General features: G+C 66.8%; 19 protein-coding genes. 8 read left to right on the forward strand and 11 right to left on the reverse strand.

All coding sequences use genetic code 11. From position 1 onward, the window contains the following. Positions 1 to 59 precede the first annotated feature (59 nt). A complete protein-coding gene (locus tag ABIA30_RS24125; RefSeq protein WP_370070378.1) occupies positions 60 to 638 on the forward strand; it encodes a PaaI family thioesterase in 579 nt (192 codons plus the stop codon). Beyond that, positions 635 to 1,495 carry a TIGR03619 family F420-dependent LLM class oxidoreductase gene (locus ABIA30_RS24130; RefSeq protein ID WP_370070124.1) on the forward strand — a complete coding sequence of 287 codons (861 nt, stop codon included), beginning with the start codon at positions 635 to 637 and terminating at the stop codon, positions 1,493 to 1,495. Before ABIA30_RS24125 ends, ABIA30_RS24130 begins: the two co-directional genes overlap by 4 nt. Here the strand turns inward: ABIA30_RS24130 and ABIA30_RS24135 are convergent. The 3 genes from ABIA30_RS24135 to ABIA30_RS24145 all read right to left on the reverse strand — a co-directional run bounded on the left by ABIA30_RS24135 (position 1,492) and on the right by ABIA30_RS24145 (position 2,755). After that, on the reverse strand, positions 1,492 to 1,902 hold the full coding sequence (locus ABIA30_RS24135) for a DoxX family protein (RefSeq protein WP_370070126.1): 411 nt from the start codon (positions 1,900 to 1,902) through the stop codon (positions 1,492 to 1,494). The two genes, ABIA30_RS24130 and ABIA30_RS24135, sit on opposite strands and share 4 nt — an antisense overlap. Positions 1,903 to 2,010: 108 nt before the next feature. Next, on the reverse strand, positions 2,011 to 2,259 hold the full coding sequence (locus ABIA30_RS24140) for a hypothetical protein (protein ID WP_370070128.1): 249 nt from the start codon (positions 2,257 to 2,259) through the stop codon (positions 2,011 to 2,013). A gap of 64 nt (positions 2,260 to 2,323) precedes the next feature. After that, positions 2,324 to 2,755, reverse strand: coding sequence for a DoxX family protein (locus tag ABIA30_RS24145; protein WP_370070130.1), 432 nt, complete (start codon positions 2,753 to 2,755; stop codon positions 2,324 to 2,326). A 150-nt stretch (positions 2,756 to 2,905) separates the two neighbouring features. On the opposite strand from ABIA30_RS24145, the gene ABIA30_RS24150 reads away from it, so the two are divergent. Both ABIA30_RS24150 and ABIA30_RS24155 read left to right on the forward strand, forming a co-directional pair. Next, positions 2,906 to 3,247 (forward strand): ArsR/SmtB family transcription factor, encoded by a 342-nt coding sequence (locus tag ABIA30_RS24150; protein WP_370070132.1) that lies wholly within the window; start codon positions 2,906 to 2,908, stop codon positions 3,245 to 3,247. Further along, positions 3,244 to 3,681 carry an SRPBCC domain-containing protein gene (locus ABIA30_RS24155; protein ID WP_370070134.1) on the forward strand — a complete coding sequence of 146 codons (438 nt, stop codon included), beginning with the start codon at positions 3,244 to 3,246 and terminating at the stop codon, positions 3,679 to 3,681. The genes ABIA30_RS24150 and ABIA30_RS24155 overlap by 4 nt, the downstream gene beginning before the upstream one ends. A gap of 157 nt (positions 3,682 to 3,838) precedes the next feature. Here ABIA30_RS24155 and glnA read toward each other — a convergent pair whose 3' ends face one another. After that, positions 3,839 to 5,275 (reverse strand): type I glutamate--ammonia ligase, encoded by a 1,437-nt coding sequence (glnA, locus tag ABIA30_RS24160; RefSeq protein ID WP_370070136.1) that lies wholly within the window; start codon positions 5,273 to 5,275, stop codon positions 3,839 to 3,841. Positions 5,276 to 5,422: 147 nt separating this feature from the next. Here glnA and ABIA30_RS24165 point away from each other — a divergent pair, with 147 nt between their 5' ends. Then, a complete protein-coding gene (locus tag ABIA30_RS24165; RefSeq protein ID WP_370070138.1) occupies positions 5,423 to 5,881 on the forward strand; it encodes an RDD family protein in 459 nt (152 codons plus the stop codon). Positions 5,882 to 5,923: 42 nt separating this feature from the next. Here ABIA30_RS24165 and ABIA30_RS24170 read toward each other — a convergent pair whose 3' ends face one another. From ABIA30_RS24170 to sucB, 5 genes are read right to left on the reverse strand one after another with little or no spacing between them, the layout of a single operon-like run. Then, positions 5,924 to 6,679: a DUF4191 domain-containing protein gene (locus tag ABIA30_RS24170; protein WP_370070140.1), complete on the reverse strand. Its 756-nt coding sequence runs from the start codon at positions 6,677 to 6,679 to the stop codon at positions 5,924 to 5,926. A gap of 16 nt (positions 6,680 to 6,695) precedes the next feature. Then, positions 6,696 to 7,628, reverse strand: a complete 933-nt coding sequence (gene lipA, locus ABIA30_RS24175) for a lipoyl synthase (protein ID WP_370070142.1) — start codon at positions 7,626 to 7,628, stop codon at positions 6,696 to 6,698. Continuing rightward, positions 7,625 to 8,341 (reverse strand): lipoyl(octanoyl) transferase LipB, encoded by a 717-nt coding sequence (gene lipB, locus ABIA30_RS24180; protein WP_370070144.1) that lies wholly within the window; start codon positions 8,339 to 8,341, stop codon positions 7,625 to 7,627. Before lipB ends, lipA begins: the two co-directional genes overlap by 4 nt. Before the next feature lie 25 nt (positions 8,342 to 8,366). Then, positions 8,367 to 9,275, reverse strand: coding sequence for a TIGR01777 family oxidoreductase (locus ABIA30_RS24185; protein WP_370070146.1), 909 nt, complete (start codon positions 9,273 to 9,275; stop codon positions 8,367 to 8,369). A gap of 4 nt (positions 9,276 to 9,279) precedes the next feature. Then, a complete protein-coding gene (gene sucB, locus ABIA30_RS24190) occupies positions 9,280 to 11,028 on the reverse strand; it encodes a 2-oxoglutarate dehydrogenase, E2 component, dihydrolipoamide succinyltransferase (RefSeq protein ID WP_370070148.1) in 1,749 nt (582 codons plus the stop codon). A 171-nt stretch (positions 11,029 to 11,199) separates the two neighbouring features. On the opposite strand from sucB, the gene ABIA30_RS24195 reads away from it, so the two are divergent. Together ABIA30_RS24195 and ABIA30_RS24200 are read left to right on the forward strand one after the other, a co-directional pair. Then, complete coding sequence (locus ABIA30_RS24195) at positions 11,200 to 11,541, forward strand: oxidoreductase (RefSeq protein ID WP_370070150.1); 342 nt, start codon at positions 11,200 to 11,202, stop codon at positions 11,539 to 11,541. A 96-nt stretch (positions 11,542 to 11,637) separates the two neighbouring features. After that, the gene (locus ABIA30_RS24200; RefSeq protein ID WP_370070152.1) at positions 11,638 to 12,570 is read left to right on the forward strand and encodes an alpha/beta fold hydrolase; all 933 of its coding nucleotides are present in this window, start codon (positions 11,638 to 11,640) and stop codon (positions 12,568 to 12,570) included. A 6-nt stretch (positions 12,571 to 12,576) separates the two neighbouring features. Here ABIA30_RS24200 and ABIA30_RS24205 read toward each other — a convergent pair whose 3' ends face one another. Both ABIA30_RS24205 and ABIA30_RS24210 read right to left on the reverse strand, forming a co-directional pair. After that, positions 12,577 to 14,103, reverse strand: a complete 1,527-nt coding sequence (locus ABIA30_RS24205) for a leucyl aminopeptidase (protein WP_370070153.1) — start codon at positions 14,101 to 14,103, stop codon at positions 12,577 to 12,579. 10 nt (positions 14,104 to 14,113) lie between these two features. Further along, a complete protein-coding gene (locus tag ABIA30_RS24210) occupies positions 14,114 to 15,199 on the reverse strand; it encodes an adenylate/guanylate cyclase domain-containing protein (RefSeq protein ID WP_370070154.1) in 1,086 nt (361 codons plus the stop codon). A gap of 59 nt (positions 15,200 to 15,258) precedes the next feature. On the opposite strand from ABIA30_RS24210, the gene gcvT reads away from it, so the two are divergent. Beyond that, the gene (gcvT, locus tag ABIA30_RS24215) at positions 15,259 to 16,353 is read left to right on the forward strand and encodes a glycine cleavage system aminomethyltransferase GcvT (RefSeq protein ID WP_370070156.1); all 1,095 of its coding nucleotides are present in this window, start codon (positions 15,259 to 15,261) and stop codon (positions 16,351 to 16,353) included. Positions 16,354 to 16,417: the final 64 nt, after the last annotated feature.

Genomic DNA, 16,417 nt, shown 5'->3' on the forward strand with positions numbered 1-16,417 from the left:
CAACCAGAGATTTTCCGTTCGATCTGATCAGTGACGACGAGTACGCGCGCCAGCGGGCGATGTACGAGCCGTTCACCGACGCGGTGCGGCGGCTGGTCGACGCCGGTATCCGAACCGGTGTGGACGCGGCCACCATCGCCGATGCGCAGGCGGAGATCGAGGCCGTCACCGCGCGGTTGATGTCGGTCCAGCACGCCAGCACCACCACGCTGCGGCACGTAGGCACCGGCCGGCCGCTGGCATATGCCAATCCCGCGGTGGGACTGCGCAATGCGATCGCCCCACCGATGGACATCACCCACGAGGGGCCCGATGGCCGGTGCTGGGCCGAGTTCGAGCTGGGGCTGCCCTACGAAGGCCCGCCGGGGCTGGTGCACGGCGGCATCTGTGCGTTGGTGCTCGACCACATACTGGGTGAGGCGGCCAGTGACGGACTGACCAAGCCGCACTTCACCGGCACCATCACCCTGCGGTATCTGCGCGGCACGCCACTGGGCCGGATCCGTACCGAGGCCTGGATCGATCGCGTCGACGGTGTCAAAACCTTTGCCCGAGGGACGATCTCGGATGCCTCCGGAATCACCGTCGAGGCCGACGGCATCTTCATCCGGCCGTCCTGGGCGCGGGCTGCGCAGTGAGGTTCTACGTCAGTCTGGCGTTCCTGGATGTCGGCGAAGTGGTGGAGATCGCCAGGGCAGCAAACGAACTCGGCTACGACGGGATCGCCATCCCGGACCATGTGGTGAACCTGGAGACCTTGTCCACGCCCTACCCGTATACCCCCGACGGTCAGCGGCGCTGGGGACCGTTCACACACTGGCCCGACCCGTGGGTGCTGGTCGGTGCGCTGGCGCAGGTGACCAGTCGGGTGAAATTCGTGACGACGGTGTACATCCCGGGTATGCGGGATCCGTTCTCGGTCGCGAAATCTGTCGGCACCGCGGCGTGCCTGTCCGGCGGCCGCGTCGAGTTCGGCGTTGGTGTCGGTTGGTGCCAAGACGAATTCGCGCTCATGGGACAGGCTTTCGAGCGTCGGGGTAAGCGCACCGACGAGATGCTGGAATTGATCCGGCAGTTGTGGCAGGCGGGCTGGACCTCCTTTGACGGTGAGTTCTACCAGGTTCCGCGCTTGGAGATGGAGCCCACGCCACCGGCCATTCCGATCTACGTCGGCGGCCTCAGCGAAACCGCGCTGCGCCGGGCGGCGCGCCAGGACGGCTGGATCGGGGACTTGATCACCGTCGATCAAGCGGTCGCGTCGGCCACCCGGGTGCGCGAGCTGCGTACCGAAAACGGTTTGCCGCTAGACGGTTTCGAGATCATCACCCCGCTGGCCGACGCCTACCTGCCGGAGCATTTCCAGCGCGCAGAGCGGGCCGGCATCACGGGGAACGTGACGATGCCGTGGATGTTCTACGCCGGTCCGCAGGCCACCACTGCCGAGAAGATCGACGGGATGAAGCGGTTCCGGGTGGATATGGGACTGGACCGCTAGCCCCGGCGCAGAGTGTCCAGTGCGATGATGCCGCCACCGGTGAAGACCAGCAGGAACAGCGCGAAGCAGTAGAGCACGGATAGTTCGCCGCCGTTGGCGATGGGCAGCAGGCCCTTGGGCTGGTGCGCCATGAAGTAGGCGAAGGCCATCTCGCCGGAACCGATGAAGGCGGCGATGCGGGTGGCCAGGCCGGTGAACACCAGGATGCCGACGACCAATTCGATAGCGCCCGCGTACCACCCCGGGAAAGTACCGAATGCCGGTGTGCCCATGCCGGTGTCGACGGGCCAGGCGAACAACGTGCAGGACCCGTGCACCGCGAACAGGAATCCGATCACCATCCGGAAGATCGACAGGACGATGGGGGCGACTGCGTCGAGCCGGGATTCGATGTCTAGCTGAGCCATGGGCTCGATCCTAGGGGTGGCAAGGCTGTTACCCACGCATCGAAACTTCGCTTTGTGACGGATTTCGACCGATATTCATCACAAGGCGATGTTTCGGCGGGCGAGGGCCTAGACGCGGACGACCGATTGGATGGTGATCTCGCGGCTCTGGCAGTGCCGACAGGTCAGAGCGCGAATCTTCAAGCGCAGGTTGGCAATTCGCAGGGATTGCTGGCACATCGGATAATGGCAACCGCAGGACAGCCGCACCCACCAGGTCGCGGGATGTTCGTCGGGGTTGCAGAACTTCTTCGATACGCAGGGGATGACCGCATCGAAGTCCAGGTCCGCCAGGGATGCTTCGAGCGCCGCTGTCATAAGGGCTAACGCTAAAGCAGAGGTTGAGGCTTGGCCGGGAGGCGCGCGGTGTGGTCGCGCTGCATCACGCCTTTCCGCGCATCGAATCCAGCGCGTACGCGCCCCCGCCGATGAACACCAGCAAGAAGAAGGCGAAGCAGTACAGCACGGCGAGTTCGCCGCCGTTCTCGATGGGCAGCAGGCCCTGGGGTTGGTGCTGGGTGAAGTACGCGAAGGCCATTTCGCCGGACGCGAAGAAGGCGGCGATCCGGGTGAACAGGCCGGTCAGGATCAGCAGCCCCAACACGAACTCGAGGATGCCGGCGTACCAGAACGGCCAGACGCCCGCCGGGACCGCGGGGCCGACGAGCTCGCCGGCCTGGTTGGGCATTCCGACCGGCCAGGCGAACAATTTTTGTGCTCCGTGGGTCGCCAGCAAGAACCCTGTCACGACGCGGAACAGACTGATGACAGCGGGCGACAGCGCGCCCAGGCGGGTGTCCAGTTGAGTCGTCATGAGCTGACGGTACGAGCGGGAGTGGGTACCGGGCACCGTTCCGGTGCGGCGTTATCGGACCGTCATCGGGTTGGTGCCTGGCGTGAATCCGTGACGCCAACTATATTCAACCGATAGGTATAGAACTGAATGGTTGAATAAGGAGCGAGGATGGCGACAGACCAGCTGAGCCGCACCTTCGCCGCGCTCGCGGACCCGACCCGTCGGAGCATGCTCGCGCTACTGGCCGACCGGGAACGAACAGTCGGTGAGTTGGTCGAGCCGTTCGACATGTCATTCGCTGCGGTGTCCAAGCACCTGCGGGTGCTGGAGGCCGCTGGGCTGGTCCGGCGAAGTCGCACGGCGCAGTATCGGCCGGCCGCGTTGAACCCCGAACCCCTTGCGGCAGTGTCGGAATGGATTGCCGAGTACGAGAAATTCTGGAGCCAGAACCTGGACTCGATGGGTGAGTTGTTGGCCCGGCTGCAGCACGACAAAGGAGAAGATGAATGAGCGATTCGGTGACCTTGGTGCGGACCTTCGATGCGTCCCCGGAACTGGTGTATTCGATGTTCGTCACGCCCGAGTACTTCGCGACGTGGTTCGGCACCGATCAGGTCGAGGTGCCCATGGATACCTTCGAGATGGATGCCCGGGTTGGCGGCCAATGGCGTGCCGTCATGCACCTGCCCGACGGCACGCTCAAGCACTGGGCGGGCAGCTTCCGCGAGCTCGAACCACCCCACCGGGTGGTGTTCGACCTGACCGATGAACCGGAGAATCCGGATCGGATGCCGGTGACGGTGACCCTGCGGCCGGTCGATGGCGGCACAGAACTCACGCTGGTCCAGCAGACGCCCGGCTGGCCCGCCGAGGGCCGCGCGGCACTCGAGCATGGCTACAACGCGTTCCTGGACTCGATGGCCGCTCTGTTGCAACGACTTTGATGTCCGAAGCTCCGCCGAGATGGCAACTTTTGGCACTTTCAGGGTGATTCTTGGCCAAAAGTTGCCAGCTCGATGCGGTGAGTAGATGCGAAAGCCCCCTAAATCGTGAGATTTAGGGGGCTTTCGCTTCGGCGGAGCCGACTCAGCAGTCGCCGACTCAGCAGTCGTAGTACAGCGAGAACTCGTACGGGTGAGGACGGATCTGCACCGGCAGGATCTCGTTCTCGCGCTTGTACGAGATCCAGGTCTCGATCAGGTCCTCGGTGAACACGCCACCCTCGGTGAGGTAGTCGTGGTCCTCTTCGAGCTTGTCGATGACGCTGGCCAGCGAGGTCGGGGCCTGCGGGATGTTGGCGGCCTCGTCCGGCGGCAGCTCGTAGAGGTCCTTGTCGACCGGGGCCAGCGGCTCGATCTTGTTCTTGATGCCGTCGATACCGGCCATCAGCATCGCCGAGAACGCCAGGTACGGGTTACCCGAGCTGTCCGGGCAACGGAACTCCAGGCGCTTGGCCTTGGGGTTGTTGCCGGTGATCGGGATACGCACACACGCCGAGCGGTTGCGCTGGCTGTACACCAGGTTGATCGGGGCCTCGTAGCCCGGCACCAGACGCTTGTAGGAGTTCACCGTCGGGTTGGTGAACGCCAGCAGCGACGGGGCGTGGTGCAGGATGCCGCCGATGTAGTGGCGTGCCATGTCAGACAGGCCCGCGTAGCCGGACTCGTCGTGGAACAGCGGCTTGCCGTCCTTCCACAGCGACTGGTGTGCGTGCATGCCCGAGCCGTTGTCACCGAACAGCGGCTTGGGCATGAAGGTGACGGTCTTGCCGTTCGCCCACGCGGTGTTCTTGATGATGTACTTGAACAGCAGTACGTCATCAGCCGCGGCCAGCAGCGTGTCGAACTTGTAGTTGATCTCGGCCTGGCCGGCGGTGCCCACCTCGTGGTGACCGCGCTCCAGCGTGAAGCCCGCGTTCTGCAGGTTGGTCGACATCTCGTCGCGCAGGTCGACGTAGTGGTCGTACGGCGCCACCGGGAAGTAGCCGCCCTTGGGGCGAACCTTGTAACCACGGTTGGCCGAGCCGTCAGCCTCGAAGGGCTCGCCGGTGTTCCACCAGCCCGACTCGGAATCGACTTCGTAGAAGGTGCCGTTGATCTTCGAGTCGAAAGCGACCGAGTCGAAGATGTAGAACTCGGCCTCGGCACCGAAGTACGCGGTGTCCGCGATACCGGTGCTCTTGAGGTAGTTCTCCGCCTTGCGGGCGACGTTGCGCGGGTCGCGCGAGTAGGCCTCGCGGGTGAACGGGTCGTGCACGAAGAACGACAGGTTCAAAGTCTTGGCGGCGCGGAACGGATCGATGCGCGCGGTGTTGGCGTCCGGCAGCAGCATCATGTCCGACTCATGGATCGACTGGAAGCCGCGGACCGACGAACCGTCGAACGCGAGGCCGTCCTCGAAAACGCTCTCGTCGAAGGCCGAAGCCGGGATCGAGAAGTGCTGGACGACACCGGGCAGATCGCAGAAGCGAATGTCGACGTACTCGACATTCTCATCCTTGATCAACTTGAAGATGTCGTCAGGCGTCTTGTCTGCCACGTAAGTGATCTCCTTTACTGGTCTTACCCGCGGTTGAACCTAGGGACACGATGTTGCACAGCCGTCAACCGTATGTTGCGTGGACGTTACGCGATCAGCGAGGGTCGACCCCGCAAGCGACCGGACGTGCGCACCTATCCTGACACTATGTCCCGAGCGATGGGTTCCTGGTTGTCCGGACCCGAACCTGAACACCCCGACGACGGTTATCCCGGCGAGTCGCTGGGCTTTCCGCAGGAGGGACCGGGGTCGCTGGCATTCACCGGCCGCCGACTGCTCGCGTTGTTGGTCGACTGGTTGATCGGCTACGGCCTGGCCGGCCTGGCGCTGAAATTCGGACTTATCTCGATGCCGATGTTGTCGACCGCGGTGCTCGCAGCGTGGCTGGTGCTCGGCGTCGTCTCGGTGCCGCTCTTCGGTTTCACGCCGGGGCAACTGGCACTGGGGTTGATCGTGGTGCCGGTCGACGGCGCCAAGCGGGTCGGATTTCTGCGGGCACTGGTGCGCGGTCTGTTGGTGGCGCTGGTCGTCCCCGCGCTGTTCACCGACGCCGACATGCGGGGCCTGCAAGACCGCGTCACCGGCACCGCCGTGGTCCGTCGCTAGCCGTCGGCCTCGCGTCACACGTGGCCGAACGGATATGTGGATCTACTTGCGACGCGCAGTGCGCTGCATGCCCTTCATCTTGGCGCCGGCGGGCAGCGGGCCCTTCGGGATACCGGCCGGGCCCAGCTTGGAGCCCAATGCGGCCATCTTCGACTCCAGCGAGTCCATCTGCTTGGCGGTGATGTTGGCCGGCAGCTTGGTCAGGTGGCGTTCCAGCTTGGCCAGCGGCACCTGATCCTCGTCGTTCCCGACCACGATGGTGTAGATCGGGATCTCGCCGACCAGCCGAGCGGCGCGCTTCTTCTCCTGGGCCAGCAGCGGCTTCAGCCGTTGCGCTGAGCCCTCGCCGACGAAGATCACACCGGGCCGACCGATCACCCGGTGCACGGCGTCGAAGCTGCCGGTCGCCGCCACGCCTTGGGTGACCCGCCACTGCCCACGCATGTTGTCCAGTGCCCACGCCGCGGCGCCGGTCTGGCCCTCGGCCTTGCTGTACACCGACTTCTGGGCTCGGCGGCCGAAGATCACGAACGCCACCAGTGCGCCGAGCACCACGCCCAGCGGGATCAGCGTGACCATGGTGAACGTGCTGCCCCAGATCACCGCGACCGCCACGGCGATGGCAACGATCAGGACAAAGGCGCCGACCATGTACGGCAGCAGCCGCGTGTCCTCTTTGCGCTGAATCTGGAACGCCTGCCACAGTTGGCCACGACGTTCCTTGGCCGCGGCCTTGCGCTTGGCCTTCGCCTCGGCCTTGGCGGCCTTCATAGCGGCAGGGTTACGGGTCTTCGCCATGGCAACCAGGATAGGTTCAGGACACCGGAGGCCGTAATCGGGCAGCTTGGGCGTACAGTCGCCCGGCCCGATAGGAGGACCGGACCAGCGGTCCGGCCAGCACTCCGGCGAAGCCGAGCGACTCGGCGAACTGCTGGTGTTCGACGAATTCCTCGGGCCGCACCCAGCGCTCGACCGGGTGATGACGCGGCGATGGCCGCAGGTACTGGGTGATGGTGACGATGTCACAACCCGCGTCGTACAGATCCTGCAGCGCAGCGCGGATCTCCTCGGGCGTCTCGCCCATGCCCAGGATCAGGTTGCTCTTGGTGACCAGGCCATAGTCGCGGGCGGCGGTCAGGACGTCCAGGCTGCGCTGGTAGCGGAACGCGGGGCGGATCCGTTTGAAGATCCGCGGCACGGTTTCGACGTTGTGCGCGAACACTTCGGGGCCAGACTCGAAGACTTCCTGCAGCAGCGCGGGCACCCCGTTGAAGTCCGGCGCCAGCAGCTCGACACCGGTGCCCGGGTTGAGTGCGTGGATCTGACGGACCGTCTCCGCGTACAGCCAGGCGCCGCCGTCGGGTAGGTCGTCGCGGGCCACCCCGGTCACCGTCGAGTACCGCAGGCCCATGGCCTGCACGCTCTCAGCGACGCGGCGCGGCTCGTCGCGGTCCAGCTCGGCCGGTTTGCCGGTGTCGATCTGGCAGAAGTCACAGCGCCGGGTGCATTGCTCGCCGCCGATCAGGAAGGTGGCCTCGCGGTCTTCCCAGCATTCGTAGATGTTGGGGCAGCCGGCTTCCTCGCACACGGTGTGCAGGCCCTCGCGGCGTACCAGGCTTTTGAGTTCCTTGTATTCCGGGCCCATCTTGAGCGTGGTCTTGATCCACGGCGGCTTGCGCTCGATCGGAGTCTCCGCGTTGCGGACCTCCAAGCGCAGCAGCTTGCGGTTACCGGGATCCACGCTCATGGTGTCGATGTTAGTGCCGCGGCGCTGAGCGCCTCATCTGCCGCGGCGCTGAGCGCCTCATCTGCCGGAGCGCCGAGGGCATCGCACACTGCCGAGGCCACCCGGTCCATGACGTCCTCGGGGGTGATCTCCCGGCCCAGTTCCTGGGTCAGAGACGTCACTCCGGCGTCGGCGATACCGCACGGCACGATGCCCCCGAAGGCGCGCAGGTCGCAATTGCAGTTCAGGGCGAACCCGTGCAGCGTGGTGGCGCGGGCCACCCTGATGCCGATGGCGGCGATCTTGCGTTCCGGCCGCACGTCGTCGGCGGCCAGCCAGACCCCGGAGCGGCCGTCTACCCGGATGGTTTCCAGACCCAGGTCGGCGCACACGTCCATCAGCGAATCTTCAAGCAGCCGTACGAATTTCACCACGTCGAGCGGTTGGGACAGTCCGATGATCGGGTACCCCACCAATTGACCGGGGCCGTGCCAGGTGATCTTGCCGCCGCGGTCGGTGTCGACCACGGGTGTGCCGTCGACCGGGCGTTCGTGCGACTCGGTACGCCGGCCCGCGGTGTAGACCGGCGGGTGCTGCAACAGCAGCAGGGTGTCGCCGCCGGTGCCGTCGGCGCGGGCCTCGGCCAGTCCACGCTGCAATTGCCAGGCGTCGTGATAGTCGACGGTGCCCAGGCGGCGCACCTCTACCGGGCCACGGGCCGATCGGATGGTCACCGACCCGACGCTACCCCTGCAGCGATCACGCGGCGTTGGGGGCGGTGACGTAGGACAGCGCCTCGCCGATGGTGCGTTGGTGGAACTCGAATCCGGCTTCTTCGAGCACTGCCGGAATGGCCCGCTGACCGCCCAGGAGGCCCTCGTCGGCGAATTCGCCCAGCGCCGCACGTAGCGCAAAGCCCGGCACCAGCAGCGGGGTGGGTCGGTGCAATGCCCGGCCGAGTGCCTCGGTGAACTCACCGTTGGTCACCGGCGCCGGTCCGGTCAGGTTGACCGGACCGGACAGCTCGTCGTGGGACAACGCGAACAGCAGCGCGCGGACCTCGTCCTCCAGGGTGATCCACGGGATGTATTGCCGGCCACTGCCCAGCCGGGCGCCCAGCCCCAATCCGAAGATCGGGCGCAACCGGGCCAGCATGCCGCCCGCCGGTGCGAGCACCACCCCGCTGCGCGCCAGCACCACCCGCACGCCGGCATCGACGGCCGGCCTGGTCGCGGCTTCCCAGTCCGTACACAACTGGGCCAGAAAGCCCGATCCGGAATGCGTGGTCTCGTCGGTGACGCGGTTGCGGGTGTCGCCGTAGAAGCCGACCGCGCTCGCGTTGATCAGCACCGGCACCCCGGCATCTACGGCCGCGTCGGCCAGCATCTCGGTCGGCTCGATCCGGCTGTCCCGCAGACTCTGTTTGAACGCACCGGACCACCGCTTGGACCCTATGCTCACGCCGCACAGGTTCACCACCGCGTCGACGTCTTGCAGTACGCGCCAATCGAATTGGCCGGCTTCGGGGTTCCAGGACACCTCGTCGGCGTTGGCCGGCGTGCGGCGCACGAGGCGCACCACCCGGTGGTCGGTGGCGCGCAGCGTCGACACCAGCGCCGAGCCGATCAGACCCGATGAGCCCGCGATGGCAATGACCGGGCGAGTCATCGGGTTACAGCCCCAGGTCGGCCTCGAACGCACCCTCTTCGAGACGACGTTTGATGGTGGTCACGAATCGGCCGGCGTCGGCGCCGTCGATCAACCGGTGGTCGTAGGTCAGCGGCAGGTAGCAGACGGACCGCACACCGATCGACTCGTTGCCCGCCTCGTCGAGCACGACCCGTGGCCGCTTGACGATGGCGCCGGTGCCGAGCATGGCGGCCTGCGGCGGCACCAGGATCGGGGTGTCGAACAGGGCGCCCTGGCTGCCGATGTTGGTGATCGTGAAGGTGCCGCCGGACAGTTCGTCGGGCCGCAGGTTGCCGCTACGGGCGCGGTCGGCGATGTCGACGATCGCGCGGGCCAGGCCACCCAACGACAGATCACCGGCGTTGTGGACGACCGGGGAGAGCAGGCCCTGCTCGGTATCCACCGCGAAGCCGAGATGTTCGGCGTCGTAGTAGGTGATCTCCTTGGTGTCCTCGTTGTAGCTGGCGTTGACGTTCGGATGCGCCTTGAGTGCGTCGATGACGGCCCGCGTGATGAACGGCAGGTAGGTCAGGTTGACCCCTTCGCGCTCGGCGAACGAGTTCTTGGCCTTGGCGCGCAGTGCCACGATGCGGGTCATGTCGACCTCGTGGGTCTGGGTCAGCTGCGCCGTGGACTGCAGCGACTCGCGGGTCTTCTTGGCCGTGATCTGGCGGATCCGGGTCGCCTTCTGCGTGGTGCCACGCAGATGGTCCAGTGCGGGTGCAGGAGCCGCGGGCCTTGCGACTGCCGGGGCCGGGGCGGCCGGTGCAGCGGCGGGTGCAGCCGGAGCCTTGGCAGCCTCGGCGGCGGCCAGCACGTCCTGCTTGCGGACACGACCACCAACGCCGGTGCCCTTGACCGTCGTCAGGTCAACGTTGTTCTCTGCGGCCAGCTTTCGCACCAACGGAGTGACATACGGGCTGGCATCGCCGGCCGGTGCCGCAGTCGCGGCCGGAGCGGCCGCTGGTGCCGGAGCCGGAGCGGGTGCCGGAGCTGCGACAGGTGCTGGGGCTGGGGTGGGTGCCGGGGCCGGAGTAGGAGCCGGGGTGGGTGTCGGGGCCGGAGTAGGAGCCGGGGTGGGTGTCGGGGCCGCCGCGCCGGCAGCGCCGACCTTGGCCAGCTCACCACCGACGGCGACCACATCGTCCTCTTCGGCGGTGATGGCCAGCAAGACTCCGGCTACGGGAGACGGAATTTCGGTGTCGACCTTGTCGGTGGACACCTCGACCAGTGGCTCGTCGACGGCAACCGCGTCGCCGACCTTCTTCAGCCAGCGCGTCACGGTGCCTTCGGTGACCGACTCGCCGAGCTCGGGCATCGTCACCGAGGTGGCTTCGCCGGCGGCGGCAGGCGCAGCGGCAGGTGCCGGCGGTGCGGCTGGGGCAGGGGCTGCAGCCACCGGGGCGGCGGGGGGAGGCGGAGGCGTCGGTGCCGGGGCGGCGGGAGCAGGTGCCGCGGCGGGTGCCGGTGCGGCCGCGGGGGCGGGCGCCTCACCGGCTTCACCGATCACCGCAAGCTCACCACCGATCTCCACGGTGTCGTCCTCGTGCGCCACGATCTTGGTCAACACGCCGGCGACCGGTGACGGAATTTCGGTGTCGACCTTGTCCGTCGAAACCTCCAGCAATGGCTCGTCCACCGCGACGGTGTCGCCTTCCTGCTTGAGCCATCGGGTGACGGTTCCTTCCGTCACGCTCTCACCGAGTGCGGGCATCTGGACAGAGATGGCCATTGCGTTGACTCCTCGAAAAGGTCGCTCGTCGTGGGCGATTGCCGAAGCCCATCCTGTCATGCCCCGGTCGTGCGGTCGCTGTAGACCGGGACACTTTGTCGGGTCCGGAACCATCGGCCTCGCCCTCACGTTGAAATCGCAGGTGACAGCACCGGAAGGAGAGGTTCACAGGTGACGCTCTTTGACATGTTCCGCAATACGACCAGTGGCCTCGACCGTGCTGGTGACCTCGACTATCTGCGTGCGTGGGTCGCCGGCCATTACGGAGTCGAGGCCTTCGTCGAGCCCAAGACCACCGTCACCGACGTCACCGTGGTGCTGGTGGCAGCCGACGGCGAGTGGACCCGGCGTCGCACCGGGGGATATGCCGGGGCGCGCAAGCTCAATGCCGAGTTGCAGATCCCCGTCTATGACGTGCAGAAGGTCGGTTATCCGCAGCGTATGCGCGACCACGACGCGCGGCGACGGATCGAACGGCAGCGGGTGCTGCGCCGCGAACTCGAAGAGAGCTGACAACGCCTGCCTTGACACCCGCAATTCCGCCGGGCAGGGTCGCATAGTCGGTACCGCGGGTACGGGGTACTTGCGGTTGCAGCAATTGGAGGATTCATGCGGTTGATCGACAGCGCGGACGGCACGCGAATCGCGGCCTACGAAGAGGGCAACGCGGACGGCCCGACGGTGGTGCTGGTGCACGGCTGGCCCGACTCGCACGTCATGTGGGACGCCACCGTGCCGTATCTGGCCGACGACTACCGCATCATCCGGTACGACAACCGTGGCTCACGCAATTCTGGTGTGCCCAAAAAGATTTCGGCGTATTCCATGACGCGCTACGCCGACGATTTCGCCGCCGTGATCGGCGCGCTGGCACCGGGGGAAAAGGTGCACGTGCTGGCCCACGACTGGGGCTCGGTGGGCATCTGGGAGTACCTGTCGCGCCCGGAGGCAGCCGACCGCGTCGCGTCTTTCACCTCCACATCGGGGCCCAGCGCCGACCACACCCGTAGGTTCATCATGGACGCGCTCAAGCGCCCGAATCGGCCGGCTCAGTTCCTCAAAGGGGTGTCGCAGTTTCTGCGCCTGACCTATCAGGCCGCTTTCTCCATCCCGGTGCTGTCCCGGGTGGCGGTCCGGGCCACGGTGCCCACGGTCATCCCGCAGATGTTGAAACGTCATGACGGCATGACGGACAATCAGATTCGGCATTCGGACACCTTCGCCACCGACGCCGCCAACAGCCTCAAGGTGTATCCGGCCAACTATTGGCGGACTCTGGTCAAGGGCCGTCGCGACCACTACGTCGATGTGCCGGTGCAGGTGATCGTCAACGCCGGCGACCAGTTCGTCCGGCCGTACCTGTACGACGAGACGCCGGAGTGGGTGCCGCGACTGTGGCGCCGGGACATCGCATCCGGCCACTGGTCGCCGATGTCGCATCCGGACCTGTTGGCATCCTCGGTGCGGGAGCTCGCAGACCACCTGGCCGGCGGCGAACCCGTGCCCGCCCTGTCGCGGGCCCAGGTCAGCTTCTCGGCCTAGCCGACTTCAGCCGTTCTGTGCGATGTCCTCCAGCACCGCGAACATGGTGCGGGTGGGCACGCCGGTACCGCCCTTGGCGGTGTAACCCCAAGGGCCACTGGTGTTGTAGGCCGGGCCGGCCACGTCCAGGTGCGCCCATTGCACACCGTCGGCGACGAACTCGCGCAGGTACACCCCGGCCACCAACATGCCCGCGTAGCGCGCACCGCTGACGTTGGTCAGATCTGCGACCGTGGACTTCAGGTCGTCCTTGAGCTCATCGGGCAGCGGCATCGGCCAGCCGTTCTCACCGACCTGCTGGGACAATGCGGCCACCCGGTCGCGGAACTCGTCGCTGCCCATCACGCCCGGGGTCCGGGAGCCCAGCGCGACGGTCTGCGCACCGGTCAGGGTGGACGTCTCGATCAGGTAATCCGGGTTGTCCTCGCAGGCCCGCACGATGCCGTCGGCCAGGATCAGCCGGCCCTCGGCGTCGGTGTTGAGCACTTCGACGGTGATGCCGCCGTACTGGGTGAGCACGTCGCCGGGGCGCTGAGCCTTGTCCGACGGCATGTTCTCGGCCATCGGGACGGTGGCGATGACGTCGATCGGCAACTGCTGCTTGGCCGCGAGCACGATGGTCGCGATGACCGCCGCGGCGCCGCCCATGTCGGAGGTCATCTGATGCATGTTGGTGGCCGGCTTGATCGAGATACCGCCGGTGTCGAAGGTGATGCCCTTGCCGACCAGCGCCACCCGTTTGGCCTTCTTGCCCTTGCCGCCGAAGTAGCTCAGACGTACCAACCGCGGTGCACGCGATGAACCCTTACCCACCCCGACGATGCCGCCGAAGCCCGCTTCATCCAACTCCTTGCGGTCGAGCACCTCGACCTCCAGGCCGACCGACTTACCCAAAGCCTTTGCGCGCTTGGCGAATTCAGCCGGAAATAGGTGGCTCGGCGGAGTGTTCACCAGATCGCGGGCGGTGGCCACGGCGGTGGCGATGTCGACGCCGCGGGCAGCCTTGGCGGCGGCATCCTCGGCAGTGGCCAGCGCGACGATCTTGCTCAGGCCCGGTTCCTTCGGCGCGGTCTTGGCGCTGCGGAACTCGGTGAATCGGTAGGCGCCCAGGATCAGGCCCTCGACGGTCGCCTCCACGTCGAGTTCGGACAGCGTGGTGACCGCCGTCTCGGTGCCGTTGAGTGCGCGCGCGGCCACCCCGGCGGCCCGTCGGATGACATCGGCCGGCCACTCGTCGCGGCCGGACCCAAGGCCCACGGTCAGCACGTTGGCCACCGGGAGTGACGGCACGACCACTCGGGTCAGTTGCTCGACCGAGCCTTTGGCGCTCAGAGCGCGCAGCGCGACCTCGATCTCGCCGGTCGCCTCGGCATCCAGGAACGGATTGGCGACCACCTTGGCTTCGTCGTTCTCGCCGGTGATGACCGGCACGATCAGGACCGCGGACGCCAGATCCTCGGGCAGGTCTGCAGTGACGGTGACGGCGGGGGACTGGTAACCAGGTGTGCTGCTCACACCAATCACCCTAACCATCTGCGGCGACTCAGTCCGGGCCGCACACCTCGTACGCGGCGATAGGCTCGTCGAAACCCTTGAGTTCCATGGGGTCTTGTGCCGTGATGGGCCAATTTCCCGGCATGTCATACCACGGCGCGGCCACCAGGATCTGTCCCGGACGCGCCACCGCAACCAGCCGGGCGGCCAGGTTGACAGGGTTACCGAAGTAGTCGCCGCCGGTGGCCAGCACCGACCCGAAGCTCAGCCCGGCACGAACCTTGAGCTCGGATTCGCGGGCCCGCGGATGGTGCACCAGGTCCAGCGCGGCCTTCGCCAGATGCTCCGGTGTCGCACTCACCCACATGACCGCGTCGCCGATGAACTTGACCACGCGGCCGCCGTCTGCGTGCACCACGTCGGCCGCGATACCGCTGAATTCGTTGAGTAGCTTGGACAATTCGGCCGGCGAGAGCAGCTGGGTGAGGGTGGTGAAGCCGGACAGGTCGGCGAAACCGATGCCGCAATCCACTGTCGACGACTCGTGGTGGATCACGCCGTCGAAGTAGGTGCGCGCGGCGGCGAGGTGGTGCCGGTGGACGGAATCGATCATCGCGCCGATGCGGGGGATGAACTCGGCCGCGGCTCGGTAGGCCCGGGCCGTGACCAGTTCATCGTGGGTGTGGCCCAGGTCCAGGTCGGGCATCTGGGCGCGGGTCATGGAGGACTCCGCTTCGGCCAGCCGGGCCATCGCCGCACCGATGGCCCGCAGGAACCCCAGCGCGGCATCACCGCCCACGGCGGGCCGCATCTCGGCCCAGGTGCGCAGTGCCTCGACGTCGGCGTCGGTCAGTAACTTCTGGTCCGGATCGGCGACTGTCAATCCGAGCACCGCCCACGCCTGGAGGACCTCAGGAAACGGCACGCCGATCGCCTCGGCCGCCGACGTCAGGCTCTGCGTCGGCCCGCCCGACCACTGCACGATGTCGCCGGCCAACCCGAACAATCGGCCGCGTCGCTCGGCGTCGACCATGTCCTGCACCGAGAAGCCCAGGCTCGTCAGATACTCGAGCAGCGGCGCGCGCCGTCGTGCATCGGCGATGCCAGCGGCTTCCAATGCGTCGAAATCGAGCACATGTCGAGTCTGCCAGCTACGACACGCTCGCGCGGCCGCTCCGGTTAGGCTTTCGTGCCGTGAGTGAACTGCTGCAGGGCCCGCTGGAAGACCGTCACCGCGAACTCGGCGCGAGTTTCGCCGAATTCGGCGGCTGGCTGATGCCGGTGTCCTACGCAGGCACCGTCGCCGAGCACAACGCCACCCGCGACGCCGTCGGACTGTTCGACGTCAGCCACCTGGGCAAGGCGCTGGTGCGCGGCCAGGGTGCAGCCGAGTTCGTGAACTCCGCGTTCACCAACGACCTGCGCCGGATCGGCCCGGGCAAGGCGCAGTACACGTTGTGCTGCAACACTTCTGGCGGGGTGATCGACGACTTGATCGCCTACTACGTCTCCGACGACGAGATCTTCCTGGTGCCCAACGCGGCCAACACCGCCGCGGTGGTCGCCGAACTGCAGCGACTGGCTCCGCCCGAACTGACCATCACCGACGAGCACCGGTCCTACGCGGTGCTGGCCGTGCAGGGGCCGAAATCCACCGAGGTGCTGACCGCGCTGGGCCTGCCGACCGACATGGACTACATGGGCTACGCCGACGCCGTCTACGACGGCGTGCCGGTCCGGGTGTGCCGCACCGGCTACACCGGCGAACACGGCTACGAACTGCTGCCGGAGTGGGACCGCGCGCAGGTGGTGTTCGACGCGCTGGTCTCGGCGGTCAAGGCGGCCGGCGGTGAGCTGGCAGGCCTGGGTGCCCGCGACACCCTGCGCACCGAGATGGGCTACCCGCTGCACGGACATGAACTGTCCCTTGATATTTCGCCGTTGCAAGCGCGCTGCGGCTGGGCCATCGGCTGGAAGAAGGACGCCTTCTGGGGTCGCGACGCCCTGCTGACGGAGAAAGCGGCAGGACCCAAGCGGACGTTGCGGGGCCTCAAGGCGGTCGGGCGCGGCGTGCTGCGTGCGGACCTGACCGTGTTGGACGGGGACACCCCGGTGGGCAGTACCACGTCAGGGACCTTTTCCCCCAGCCTCAAGGTCGGCATCGCCCTGGCGCTGCTGGACACCGCGGCCGATATCGCCGACGGCGCTCGGGTGACGGTCGACGTGCGCGGCCGTGCGTTGGAGTGCGAGGTCGTCGCGCCGCCGTTCGTGGTCGCGAAAACGCGGTAAGGGCGAGCGGAGCGACGGGGATATGCGTTGAAGGGCGAGCGGAGCGACGGGGAAACACGTTGAA

This window comes from Mycobacterium sp. MAA66 (genome assembly GCF_041261665.1).
In the GTDB taxonomy this organism is placed as follows: domain Bacteria; phylum Actinomycetota; class Actinomycetes; order Mycobacteriales; family Mycobacteriaceae; genus Mycobacterium.

Coding starts and splice junctions, on each gene's coding strand:
- ABIA30_RS24125 (WP_370070378.1), top strand. CDS start 60: ATGTACGAGCCGTTCACCGACGCGGTGCGGCGGCTGGTCGACGCCGGT.
- ABIA30_RS24135 (WP_370070126.1), bottom strand. CDS start 1,902: ATGGCTCAGCTAGACATCGAATCCCGGCTCGACGCAGTCGCCCCCATC.
- ABIA30_RS24140 (WP_370070128.1), bottom strand. CDS start 2,259: ATGACAGCGGCGCTCGAAGCATCCCTGGCGGACCTGGACTTCGATGCG.
- ABIA30_RS24145 (WP_370070130.1), bottom strand. CDS start 2,755: ATGACGACTCAACTGGACACCCGCCTGGGCGCGCTGTCGCCCGCTGTC.
- ABIA30_RS24150 (WP_370070132.1), top strand. CDS start 2,906: ATGGCGACAGACCAGCTGAGCCGCACCTTCGCCGCGCTCGCGGACCCG.
- ABIA30_RS24155 (WP_370070134.1), top strand. CDS start 3,244: ATGAGCGATTCGGTGACCTTGGTGCGGACCTTCGATGCGTCCCCGGAA.
- ABIA30_RS24165 (WP_370070138.1), top strand. CDS start 5,423: ATGTCCCGAGCGATGGGTTCCTGGTTGTCCGGACCCGAACCTGAACAC.
- ABIA30_RS24170 (WP_370070140.1), bottom strand. CDS start 6,679: ATGGCGAAGACCCGTAACCCTGCCGCTATGAAGGCCGCCAAGGCCGAG.
- lipA (WP_370070142.1), bottom strand. CDS start 7,628: ATGAGCGTGGATCCCGGTAACCGCAAGCTGCTGCGCTTGGAGGTCCGC.
- ABIA30_RS24185 (WP_370070146.1), bottom strand. CDS start 9,275: ATGACTCGCCCGGTCATTGCCATCGCGGGCTCATCGGGTCTGATCGGC.
- sucB (WP_370070148.1), bottom strand. CDS start 11,028: ATGGCCATCTCTGTCCAGATGCCCGCACTCGGTGAGAGCGTGACGGAA.
- ABIA30_RS24200 (WP_370070152.1), top strand. CDS start 11,638: ATGCGGTTGATCGACAGCGCGGACGGCACGCGAATCGCGGCCTACGAA.
- ABIA30_RS24205 (WP_370070153.1), bottom strand. CDS start 14,103: ATGGTTAGGGTGATTGGTGTGAGCAGCACACCTGGTTACCAGTCCCCC.